The sequence below is a fragment of the Vibrio sp. 10N.222.54.A3 genome (genome assembly GCF_041474095.1).
Classification (GTDB): Bacteria; Pseudomonadota; Gammaproteobacteria; order Enterobacterales; family Vibrionaceae; genus Vibrio; species Vibrio crassostreae_C.
In genome coordinates this window covers 1-12,211 of the sequence record NZ_JBFRTN010000030.1, presented here as the reverse complement: position 1 = coordinate 12,211, position 12,211 = coordinate 1, and the positions used below count along the sequence as shown (strand labels likewise).

Here is a 12,211-nt window from a genome sequence, read left to right as displayed (position 1 = left end):
CGCGATGAACCTTTTTTAATATCCTCAGATCCAAAGACACCTTCAGCCTTCGAATGTTTAAACACCGCCAAAACATATCGAATACTCGAACTCTCCTACGTTCGCTCTATGTCCCCCTCTATGTCCCGACAGCCCATCACTCTGAATTATCCTTCACCCGCCCCTAAAACAACTACTGCATATACTTTTCTCTGCCTAAAAAGCATCGACTTATTCCCAAATGATGACAAAACCCGAACAATTGTAAATTTATTGTAAAAATCTCTTTGTTGGCATTATTTTTATGTATAGGATTATCAGTAGGGCTTGATATCCCGAATACCATAGTCTTATTGGTGCACATACCAAAAGGATATCCATACAAAGCAAGATCAGTACTTATATTTATTTCGTTTTTCGACCTAGCTACAGCCGTTTATGTTGCAGTCGAATGAAGTAGATATACCGCTGAGATATACAAATCAAATAGAAAACAAACACAACAGCAACAAACATAATTTATTAAAAAGACAGGGAAAACCATGAAAAACATACGTGAATTATTTTTTGGGTTTATATTATTGTTTAGTTCCAGTGCATTTGCAGAAGAAGGATCATTTAACCAAGCTATCAGCAACTTAAGTCAAAGTGTTGATGGGTTTTTCAACGAATACACAGGTTGGTTCGTTGGGCTGATATTTAAAAGTGTACCGATTGGTGAAGCTAACTTCCCCGTGATTGTTGGCTGGCTGTTGCTCGCTGCGATCATCTTCACTGTTTATTTTGGCTTTGTTCAATTTAAACGTGTCGGCATGGCGATAGACATTATCAAAGGTAAGTATACCGATCCTAACTCTAAAGAGGACGGCGAGGTTTCTCACTTTCAAGCGTTAACAACGGCGCTTTCTGGTACTGTCGGGCTTGGTAACATTGCCGGTGTAGGTGCTGCACTTGCGATTGGTGGCCCTGGCGCGACATTCTGGATGATCTTGTGTGGCCTTCTGGGTATGGCTTCTAAGTTCTGTGAGTGTACCTTAGGTGTGAAATACCGAACTATCCTACCTTCAGGTGTTGTTTCGGGTGGTCCAATGTACTACCTAAGCCAAGGTCTGGGTGAAAGAGGTTTAGGCGGACTAGGTAAAGTGCTCGCTATTGGTTTCGCATTAATGTGTATTTTAGGCGCATTGGGCGGCGGTAACATGTTCCAAGCTAACCAAGCACACGCCATGTTAACTTACGCATTTGATGTACCAAGTGAATACGGTGTGATCACTGGCCTTGTACTTGCCTCTTTAGTTTTCTCTGTGATTGTTGGTGGTATGCCTTCTATCGCATCGGTAACAGAAAAAGTTGTTCCTTGGATGGCTGCTCTGTATATCGGTATGGCTCTGATTGTCATCGGTTCTAACCTTGATCAAGTTGGCCCTGCGTTCAGCGCAATCTTTACAGGTGCATTTACTGGTGAAGGTGTTGTTGGTGGATTTATTGGTGCGCTAATTCAAGGCTTGAAACGTGCAACATTCTCGAACGAAGCAGGTGTAGGTTCAGCAGCTATCGCTCACTCAGCGGTTAAAACAAAAGAACCAATCACCGAAGGTCTAGTATCACTATTAGAACCGTTCGTTGATACGGTAATCATTTGTACAATGACCGCATTGGTTATCACTATCGCTGGTTTAAACGTAGGTCCATTCGATGGCTCTGGTTTAACGGGTGTAACGCTGACTGCTGCATCGTTTACTGAAACGGCAGAAGTATTCAAATACACACTCGCTCTCGCAGTAATCATGTTTGCGTTTTCTACCATGATCTCTTGGTCGTACTACGGTCTTAAAGCTTGGACTTACCTATTTGGTGAAGGCAAAACAACGGAGCTGATTTTCAAAGTGATGTTCTGTGTGTTTGTTGTTATTGGTGCCACGATTCAATTTGGTGCGGTAATCGACTTCTCTGATGCGGCTATCTTTGCGATGTCTATCTTCAACATTCTTGGTCTGTACTTCTTGATGCCAGTTGTGAAGAAAGAACTGCAATCGTTTGTTGCTCGTGTGAAATCAGGCGAAATCAAAACGTATGAGAAATAACGTTTAGTGGAATGAGGTTTTGCTCTAGTAGCTAACTGCATTCTAAGAAACGACACAGCTCTAAAAACGAAACTGTTCTAAAAATTTTTGTAAGACCCTTTGCTTGAGAAAGCGAGAACAGGACTGCAACTTATCCAAAATCCCTACCAGCTTGGCTTGTGGGGATTTTTTATGTCTGAACGATTAGGCGAATAACTACCTTCAATGCCCTGCTCACTCTTTTCACCCTTTTCACTCTGTTCATCATCGTGTTCAACATCGACACGACGAACCAACTCTTCTACTTTGATCATCTCTTTTTGCGCTAATGGCGAGCGACAATCATCGAAACAATAAGCTATGGTGCAGTTCTCACAAAGATACTCTGGCATCACTCCATCCCTTGTCGTCAAAGCAGCCAAATGCGAGCTAGCAATCGACTGCGTGTTCATCCTGAACAACACTATTATGCAGCGACTCTGAGCTGAAAATATGTATGCAAAGTCATTTAATAGACAACAAGTAACATATCATTGTGGATATACGTAACTATTCACAAATATCTAAGCAAACAATGAAAACACTTAAATAATCAATAATGAGAACGCACCGGATCTATGCTCTCGACAAACGCAAAACGCCCACATCACGTGTGTGATGTGGGCGTTTCAATATTTAATGCAAAACTAACGTTAGGTTGGTAAAGCCTTCGGCTTATAGACCCATCTCTTCAGTGAGAGTTTTGATCTGTTTGAGGTCCATGGTGTGGACTTCAATCATTTGTCTTATATCACTCAGTCGAGAGTTAGCGTTATCTTGCTTCTCACACGCGTCAGATTTCGCATCCCATGATGTGCCATCTAAGTAAACATCACACGCTTTCTTAAGAGAACCAAGATTCTGCTCGAGTTGATCTCTTTCTTTCTCAAGTTTTTCAAGTTCTTGAGAAATCTGTAATTCTTTTCGGAAAACTTCACGCGCACGCTCAAACAAAGTCGATTGCATGTCAGCCTGACGATTAAGTTTCTGGTTGTCTTGCTGAGTTTGCTCTAACGTTTGCTTCTGTTCATTTAGCTGTTGCTCTAACGAGTAGTTCGCCTTCTCTAAAACCGAAGACTGCTTCGCTAATTCCTGGAGCTCTTTTTGATGCTCTTCCGTTTGTTTCACTAGAGCGGCTTCTACTTTCGCATCGATTTCGGTATCAACTTTTGCCACTTTAGTTTCAACGGATGTCATCAACTGTGCTCTGCTGTCATGCAGTTCTTGATAACGAGTTTCGAGTACCTGGTAAGTGGACTCCCACTTAGAAGCCGTAACTGTAGAACCAATTAAGCCACCCAGTGCTAAACCTATAACCGCAGCAATGCCGATATAGAGCTGACTGCGCTTATCGCGTTCTTCTATAACAACCACTTCATCTTGTTCGCTTTGTCCAGATTGCTGGTTCACTAGCGGGTACTCCCAAAAATTTATTTAACGTTACGCGGTCACTGACACGAATGCCAATACTGATTGTGAAGGCTCAGTTAAACCTATCGCTCAAGCCAGAAGCACTTAAGCTTTACTAACACATTCATCCCACCTGTTTACAGGCAGGCTTAACGAGTTAACTCCGAAATCATCAAGCTGGCAGTATACAAAAGGAAACTGCTAACGATAACTATCACTACCCATTTTTGCAGTTTTTCGTTTGTCCGGTAACGAAATAGTACAAATGCCAAAGCCAATAAAAAAACAATCGCTATTAGTCGAGTCATAACTCCTCCTTGTTTCTCTATTTTATACCATTTAAATAAGCAAGTTACGTCAGAGACTCGTTGTTTGATCATTTAGTTGAACAACATTTGTGCAAACAGATATTTTGTAGCTGACATCACATTTTATATGATCTAGGATACGCCTACAGATTACCTAATTATTTAGGTAATTGTTCCGATGAAGACTGCAGGAGAGTGGTTTTTAACTAAACATTAACATTTAGTTAGATTGACCCGCCGAAGAAGTAAATCTTTCAGGTGCTTTATGCTGGAGAAATCCAGAAAAGTGAGGACTGTCGTTGGAGGAACCTCTGGAGAGAACCGTTAGATCGGTCGCCGAAGGAGCAAGCTTAGTGCCCGTTACTTATCTATAAGTGATTCGCTAAGTGAAACTCTCAGGCAAAAGGACAGAGGAGTGGAAAGCAACAGCCTTAATTAACACAAGAATTCTATCTAGAAATCCGTATGTATTAAGTAGTGCCCCCGATCCCTGAGATCTGCACTGCCTTCCCTCTTCTCCTTAAATTTTTAATTTATTAAGGGGAATCTATGAACCACCTACAAGCTACACTACAAACCATTAACCAATTCGTTTGGGGACCACCACTGCTTATTCTGCTAGTGGGTACAGGTATCTACTTTACTTTTCGCTTAGGCTTACTCCAGTTTAGACACCTCCCAACTGCACTGAAAATGGTGTTCAGCAAAGACAAATCTGGTACGGGTGACGTATCGAGTTTCGCGGCTTTGTGTACTGCACTTTCAGCAACCATTGGTACAGGTAACATCGTTGGTGTAGCGACCGCAATCAAGATTGGTGGCCCTGGTGCCCTATTCTGGATGTGGCTTGCCGCTGTATTTGGTATGGCGACCAAGTACGCAGAATGTCTACTCGCCGTTAAATACCGCAGAACCGATAGCAATGGCGAAATGGTTGGCGGCCCAATGTACTACCTGCAATACGGTGTCGGCTCACGAATCTTAGCGGTAATGTTCGCTGTCTTCGCGCTCGGCGTTGCTTGCTTCGGTATCGGTACCTTCCCACAAGTCAACGCTATCTTGGACGCAACTCAAATCTCATTTGGCGCTTCGCGTGAGATGTCTGCTGTCGTTCTTACGATATTAGTGGCAGTGGTTACCCTTGGTGGTATCCAATCTATCGCTAAAGTGGCAGGGAAAGTTGTTCCTACTATGGCGGTTATGTACGTCGTCGCGTGTTTAAGCGTTCTGATTTCAAATGCCGACCAACTACTGAATGCCATTACCCTTGTTGTGACTTCTGCGTTTACCAACACAGCAGCAACCGGTGGTTTCTTTGGCGCGAGCATCATGCTTGCTATCCAATCAGGTATCGCTCGTGGTGTGTTCTCGAACGAATCTGGCCTAGGTAGCGCACCAATGGCTGCAGCAGCGGCTAAAACAGACTCATGTGTGAAACAAGGACTTGTCTCTATGACAGGTACCTTCTTCGACACCATCATCATCTGTACGATGACAGGTTTGGCGCTTATCTTAACGGGTGCTTGGCAGACTGATCTTTCAGGCGCTGCGATGACCACTCACGCATTCGCTGTTGGTCTGAATGCAGATACCCTTGGCCCTATGTTGGTTTCTGTTGGCTTAATCTTCTTTGCGTTTACAACAATTTTAGGTTGGAACTACTACGGTGAGCGCTGTGTTGTGTTCTTGCTAGGTACCAAAGCTGTATTGCCTTACAAGATCATCTTCATTGCGTTGGTGGCTTCTGGTGCATTCTTAAAGCTCGACATGATCTGGATAATGGCTGATATCGTGAACGGCCTAATGGCAATTCCGAACCTAATCGGGCTTATCTTGCTGCGCCACGTTGTTATCGAAGAAACCAAGCTATTCTTCAAACCGTTGACGTCTTCAAATGATTGTGAAGCAGTTAAAGCGTAAACTGAAGTGATTGAATACCAAGCCCGCATTCAACTGCGGGCTTTTTTATTTTCATCACATAGCGAAACGTCTTAAATTATTATGCAGCACATATGCCCTTATAAATAACAAGAATATTAAATCGACCACTATGCGATTTAATAAAGAAGATTGAAGACTACTAAAAAGAACACTAATAAAACCAACACTTAATTAGATATTAATTATATTTAACAGATTGTGCGTAGGTGTCAGGCGTTTTGTAACAAACATATTAAATTTCTTTTCGTTTCAACGACACAAAAAACCAGAAGAATAAAACATGTGACTTTAATTCATATATTAGTCAGTTTATAGTCATCTACATTGTAGAGAGAATTATAATAAAAATAAAACGTTGGCTATATGATCAGATTCGACCCGATTAAAAACCGTATTTATAACGATGAACGTTCTATTAAAGTAGGATACCGTGAAACTCGGGTCCTGGAGTTATTACATAAAAACTCACCCGATATTGTTAACAAACAAGATATTATTAGCTTCGCTTGGGGAAACGAGTTCATAGGGGATACGTCACTAGCGAAAAGTATAAGTTTACTGCGCCAAGGGTTCGTTAGATTAGGCATCAAAGAAACCCCAATCGTCACCGTTCCTAAGGTGGGCTATCGCCTTATCGATGAGTGCGTGGTAATCGACTCCCCCATCAATAATGCAGCCACAACTCCCCTTGCTGATGCGAGCAACCTGATACCCGTCGGCAATAACGGTATTGCTATCGGTGCAGCTGTTGCAGTCGAACCTAAGCCTAACCCTAAACAAAGTTCGTCGGCTTACTTTCCCACTGCTGAAAACCGAAACAAGTTGTGCTACTTCACCACTGGCTGCTTACTGTTGGCATCAGCGTTATTGGCTTTTGCTAAGGTTAATGAGAGAAACCTCAGCGATATCAACCCCATTAACCGGCTCAACGAGCAATGGATAGGTCAAATACAAGTTTTCCAAGCCCCTGAAATGGCGATGACGCCAGAGCTAGAAAGCATTCTCTATCAGTATCAATGTGATTGCGTGGCGTACATTAGCGAAGAAGCGGAATATTCTGAGCTCTCTATTCTCAACAAAGCCACACGCCAGTCCGTCAACATCTTTTACACGCCAACCCAACTAGATCAAGCCAGTACCGAACTGGCCCTATTCCTAGAAAGAGGTCAATTATGATGCCAATCGTTGCGCTCATTTCTGCATTCGTTTTATTGGTTGGCATATGGAGTATCCCTTCGCCCCAACCAAAAGAAGAGCATCGCTACCAACATAGCGTGGTGGACCTGATAGTGAATGACAATGTATTACGTACCGACGGATTAACGAAAATAAGTAACAACAAGGTGCTGCACCTGATGTCCGTTCAAGACGACAACATGCCCGACCCACTTGTTCTGCGATTCAGAGGAACAGCCCGTCCTTCTCAATCACTTTTCTTTTCTATTTCTGGCACCATTGACTTAGTCTCTGTGCAAAAAATAAATAAAACAATGAATGACAGCCGATTGGCGCCTTACCTGTTAATCAACAATGACCCATTAACGGTAAAGATTGATATCTTAAGTTCGAATGATTTATTTGCCATCATTAAAACGTGTAATACAGGCCGAACGCAACTTCTGGCCAAACGATAATTAGAGATAGTTTAACCACTAGCAAAAAGTGCCCTATTATCAAGTAGCAAGCTTTTCCGATATTACACATAAAAAACGGATGGTTATTTTCATTATTTTATTAGTAATACAATGATTACAGTCTTCCTTACTTTAAGTGTTTGCATTTTAAAACCGATAGCAAAGCAAAATATTCAAGTTAGATTTTTACTCTTTGTCACTCACTACCTGCCCACCTTAAAACTACGAGTATTGTGAATGGTTATACCTGTTCTTCTAATTAACCATTCATACAAACGCCAAAAATAACGTCAAATAATTTTGACGTCTAAGCCCGAATAATGGGCCTTCATTTTTCTAAAAACGGTTTGAGCCCCATCAAACAATTTACGTTCAGTTGCATACTCTTTCACCGTAAAAACACTAATGACAATACAAGCCATTGAATTAACTGGGTAATTTAATTCAACCCTTTTCAGTATCTATCTATTTATCAACATGAAAAAGTGAACTTGTCTTGTTAACTGCACGGCACACAAAACATTATCAAAATAGAAAAATTACAAATGAGGGAATTGTTAATGATCACAGTAAACAGAAGTCTCTTAGCAACCGCAGTGTTGTCTGTTCTATCAACCGGTGTAAATGCGAAGATTTACCCAGACCAAATAGTGTTTGACCAACTTGGTGAAGATGTCTGTCGCTCTGGTTATCGTCCTATAGACCGTTATGAAGCAGAAGAGCAGAAGAGTACTTTGGTCGCTCGCATGGGCACTTGGCAGATCACCGGGTTAAAAGGAAACTGGGTAATCATGGGGCCGGGTTATCATGGCGAAATTAAGCAATCAAGCAGTGGGTCAACGTTCTGTTACCCAAACAACGACCAATCTGAAATCCCTAACTATTCCGCCAAATCGGTTCAGGAAGGCAGCGAAATCGATGTTCAGTATGAATTAGTGAACAACCGTAACGACTTTGTACGCCCATTAAGCTACTTAGCCCACAACCTAGGTTACGCTTGGGTTAGCGGTAATAACAGTCAGTACGTGGGCGAAGACATGACGATAAAGCGCTCTGGCAACAGTTGGGTAATACAAGGAAATAACAATGGCTCTTGTAGCGGCTATCGCTGTGATGAAAAAACCAAAATCACCGTCGACAATTTTGCCTACACCGTTAACGACGACAACTTTTGGCATGGTGATGTTGTCGAGTCGGATCGTGAACTAGTGAAAACGGTTTACGCGACGGCAAGAAACAACAGCAACATCGCGCAACAAGTGGTGGTAGACCTAAAAGTAGACGAATCAACAAACTGGTCGAAAACGAACAGCTACGGATTCTCACAGAGCGTTCAAACAGAGAACACCTTCAAGTGGCCTTTGGTTGGCGAAACTAAGCTCACCGTTAAGTTCGAGGCTAACCAAAGCTTCGCTGAAACAAATGGCAACTCCACTAGCGAACAAGTAACACTTCAAGCTCGTCCTATGGTTCCTGCGAATTCGGAGCTACCGATTCGAGTTGAGCTGTATCGTTCAAGCATCTCTTACCCGTACCGATTCAACGCCGATATTAGCTACGATGTTGAATTCAACGGCTTCCTTCGTTGGGGTGGCAACGCGTGGCACTCTCATCCAGATAACCGCCCGTACAAGGCTCATACCTTCACCATGGGCCGTGGCAGCAGTGAATCTGCCGACATTCGCTACCAATGGGATCACCGTTACATCCCAGGTGAAACTAAATGGTGGGATTGGGGCTGGGCGATTAAAGAAGCTGGCTTATCAAGCATGCAATACGCGACTGGCGGAAGCTTACGCCCCTTCCACTCTTACGTGTCTGGAGATTTCTACGCTGAATCTCAATTTGCAGGTACTATCGAAATTGGACAAGCAACACCAATTACTAACAATCTACGCAGCAAAAGAAGTACTGATTCCGTCAACGAATCTACTGAGCGCATTGGCGACATCGAAGTTACCACCAACTTTAACGCCGATGAGTTGAGTGACTTAGGTTTCGAAGGTGCTGAGATGAACATTAGCGTCGTTGAATAACTGCGCTGTAGAATAAGATCGGTACAAAGATCTACCAGTAATAAAGCACAAAGCCCACGACACATCGTGGGCTTTCATATATTCATGTTCAACTGAAAACGGTGAATTACACAGGCTCTTCCATCAGAAGCTTAACACCCAGCCCAACCAGCACCATGCCCGTCACGCCTTCCATCCACTTCATAAAACTCGCGTTTTTGAGCAAATTTTTAGCCGAGTTAAGCGCGCCAGCCAAACCACATTGCCATACCATCGCAATCATAAAGTGTACCGAAGCCATCAACATAGATTGCAATAAAGGCGAACCTTCAGGGTTTACAAATTGAGGTAAAAAGGCCAGATAGAAAACTGCTGTTTTTGGGTTAAGAACGTTAGACAGAAAGCCTTCACGCAAAGAACGCTTTGCACTGTAAGCCTGCTGAGCTTGTTCTCCGACCTTCAAACCGCCACCGTTTTTCATCAATGCTCGCAAACTGCTTAAGCCAAGCCAGATGAGGTAAACCGCACCTACCATCTTAACGGCTTGAAAGAGTTCAGCGGATTGGGCGAGGATTGCAGATATACCCACAGCAGAGAAAAACGCGTGTACATACAAGCCGCTACAAATACCAAAGCTCGTCATACAACCGTCAGCTAAGCCAGAGCGGCTAGTATTGCGAATCACCAAAGCCGTATCTAAGCCCGGCGTTAGCGTTAAAATAGTGATGGCAATTAGAAATGCCTCAAAGTTCAAAATATCCATATCATTGTCATTTTTGTTCAGCGATCTATCATCAATACCGTGTATCTGAACAATTCGCAAGCAACAATTGCCACCAGCTATACAACTCACTGATTTTGTGCACAATAGAACAGTTTGATTTGTTAAGAAATAGTAAATTCAAGGCATCGTACCGCCTCATGCTTTTCTCGCTATATCTTCGACTGCGAAGGTCGGCGTCATTAAAAAGCAAAGCCATAATCAAAGTACACGAGATGAACCTTAACGCTGACGCAGCCCTAAGGATCATTTAAAGAAACCAAATTAAGAGTAGTCAAATGAGCGCATTCAAAAAACTAGTCGAACACTCTCAAAAATGTTCACGCTTTCAACACCTAGCTTCTATTTGTGGTTGGGACCAAGCTTCAATGATGCCAGCAGGTGGTAACCAAGCTCGTAGTGAAGCGATGGCCGAGCTTTCTGTTCATATTCACGGCTTAATGACTCAACCACAGCTTGGCGATTGGATTGCAGACGCTGAAAATGAAGCGCTGAACACTGAGCAACAATCGTCACTTCGTGAAATAAAACGCCAGTGGCAACAAGCAAACCTACTTCCAGAAAAACTGGTTGAAGCGAAATCTCTATCGGGTTCAAAATGTGAACATGCGTGGCGTAGCCAACGCGGTAACAACGACTGGGTTGGATTCGAAAAGAACTGGCGTGAAGTGGTTGAGCTTTCTCGTGAAGAAGCGCAGATTCGCGCAGACGCAGCCAACCTAACGCCTTATGATGCGATGCTGGATATTTATGAACCGGGCACCAGCTCTACTTCACTTGATACCCTATTTGCAGACGTTAAAACTTGGCTTCCAGGTTTAATTGATGAAGTGATCGAAAAACAATCGAGCGAGCAATTTAACGCACCATCAGGTATCTATTCGACCGAGAAACAGAAAGCACTGGGTTTAGAAGTCATGAAGCTGCTTCAGTTCGATTTTGAACACGGCCGATTGGATGAAAGTGTTCACCCATTCTGTGGCGGCGTCCCTTCAGACGTGCGTATCACAACACGCTATGACGAAGCGGAATTCGTTCAAAGCTTAATGGGTATTGTGCATGAAACAGGCCACGCACGTTACGAACAAGGCTTACCAAAACACCTAGCAGGACAACCAGCGGGGGAAGCTCGTTCTATGGGCATTCATGAATCTCAATCTTTATTCTTCGAGATGCAAGTCGGCCGCAGCGACCCGTTCATTGGACACTTAGCGAACTTGGCTGGTCAGCAATTCTCAGGCTCAGAATTTGAGAAAGAAAACTTCCAGAAGATCTACACGCGCGTGAAGAAAGACTTCATCCGTGTCGATGCTGATGAACTCACCTACCCTGCACACGTTATCCTGCGTTACGAGATTGAGCGTGACTTGATCAACGGCAAGATCAAACACACTGACGTGCCAGAGTTATGGAATACCAAGATGCAGTCTTACCTTGGTTTAAGCACTCAAGGCAACTTCACTAACGGCTGTATGCAAGACATCCACTGGACAGACGGCGCATTTGGTTACTTCCCATCGTACACATTAGGTGCGATGTACGCGGCGCAGTTCATGGCTTCAATGAAGAAAACGGTAGATATAAACTCTGTGATTGAAAGCGGTGACCTATCCCCTATCTTCACTTGGTTAGAATCAAACATTTGGAGCAAAGGCAGCCTGCTGACCACTGATGACTTGGTGAAAGGTGCAACGGGCGAAACCTTGAATGCGCAATACTTCAAAGACCATTTGAGAAGTCGTTATCTGTAGATAAAACGCCCAACTACATTGAAAGTTTCTACTTGCAGAGCTTGCTGTGTAAGTAGAACCAAGCTGAAAAAAGCATAGTACAAGTATTGTAAGTCAAAAGTCACAATTATGGCTGAAGGGTAGCTTTGGTTCTAACTAGAAAAGGGGCACTTCTGAGTTACGAAGTGCCATCTGTGAAGGTTCTGGACAAAACCTTGTTACGAACCTCAGAGCACTTAAAGTTTCGGATAACTTCTGCTATTGAAATAGTAATCAATTTGCTTACATTCTAACATAGACAGGATCTTAAG

At 43.1% G+C, this 12,211-nt stretch carries 9 protein-coding genes and 1 riboswitch; of the genes, 6 read left to right on the top strand and 3 right to left on the bottom strand.

Features of this window, described 5'->3' with window-relative positions:
- Positions 1 to 521 precede the first annotated feature (521 nt).
- On the top strand, positions 522 to 2,063 hold the full coding sequence (locus tag AB4507_RS08720) for a sodium:alanine symporter family protein (RefSeq protein WP_017059723.1): 1,542 nt from the start codon (positions 522 to 524) through the stop codon (positions 2,061 to 2,063).
- 143 nt (positions 2,064 to 2,206) lie between these two features.
- On the opposite strand, the gene AB4507_RS08715 is transcribed toward AB4507_RS08720, so the two are convergent.
- Together AB4507_RS08715 and AB4507_RS08710 are read right to left on the bottom strand one after the other, a co-directional pair.
- A complete protein-coding gene (locus tag AB4507_RS08715; RefSeq protein WP_065584878.1) occupies positions 2,207 to 2,434 on the bottom strand; it encodes a hypothetical protein in 228 nt (75 codons plus the stop codon).
- A gap of 322 nt (positions 2,435 to 2,756) precedes the next feature.
- On the bottom strand, positions 2,757 to 3,491 hold the full coding sequence (locus AB4507_RS08710; protein ID WP_017059725.1) for a chromosome segregation ATPase: 735 nt from the start codon (positions 3,489 to 3,491) through the stop codon (positions 2,757 to 2,759).
- A gap of 609 nt (positions 3,492 to 4,100) precedes the next feature.
- Positions 4,101 to 4,220: riboswitch (glycine riboswitch) on the top strand.
- Between the two features lie 128 nt (positions 4,221 to 4,348).
- Between AB4507_RS08710 and AB4507_RS08705 the strand changes: the two genes are divergently transcribed.
- The 4 genes from AB4507_RS08705 to AB4507_RS08690 all read left to right on the top strand — a co-directional run bounded on the left by AB4507_RS08705 (position 4,349) and on the right by AB4507_RS08690 (position 9,410).
- Positions 4,349 to 5,719 (top strand): sodium:alanine symporter family protein, encoded by a 1,371-nt coding sequence (locus AB4507_RS08705; protein WP_017059726.1) that lies wholly within the window; start codon positions 4,349 to 4,351, stop codon positions 5,717 to 5,719.
- A 384-nt stretch (positions 5,720 to 6,103) separates the two neighbouring features.
- Positions 6,104 to 6,916 carry a winged helix-turn-helix domain-containing protein gene (locus tag AB4507_RS08700; protein WP_137002350.1) on the top strand — a complete coding sequence of 271 codons (813 nt, stop codon included), beginning with the start codon at positions 6,104 to 6,106 and terminating at the stop codon, positions 6,914 to 6,916.
- Positions 6,913 to 7,374, top strand: coding sequence for a hypothetical protein (locus AB4507_RS08695; protein ID WP_017059728.1), 462 nt, complete (start codon positions 6,913 to 6,915; stop codon positions 7,372 to 7,374). The genes AB4507_RS08700 and AB4507_RS08695 overlap by 4 nt, the downstream gene beginning before the upstream one ends.
- Positions 7,375 to 7,934: 560 nt before the next feature.
- A complete protein-coding gene (locus tag AB4507_RS08690; RefSeq protein WP_372112897.1) occupies positions 7,935 to 9,410 on the top strand; it encodes an aerolysin family beta-barrel pore-forming toxin in 1,476 nt (491 codons plus the stop codon).
- A gap of 106 nt (positions 9,411 to 9,516) precedes the next feature.
- Here the strand turns inward: AB4507_RS08690 and AB4507_RS08685 are convergent, their stop codons facing one another.
- A complete protein-coding gene (locus AB4507_RS08685; RefSeq protein ID WP_017058961.1) occupies positions 9,517 to 10,152 on the bottom strand; it encodes a LysE family translocator in 636 nt (211 codons plus the stop codon).
- A gap of 296 nt (positions 10,153 to 10,448) precedes the next feature.
- Between AB4507_RS08685 and AB4507_RS08680 the strand changes: the two genes are divergently transcribed.
- On the top strand, positions 10,449 to 11,921 hold the full coding sequence (locus tag AB4507_RS08680) for a carboxypeptidase M32 (protein ID WP_017066275.1): 1,473 nt from the start codon (positions 10,449 to 10,451) through the stop codon (positions 11,919 to 11,921).
- Positions 11,922 to 12,211: the final 290 nt, after the last annotated feature.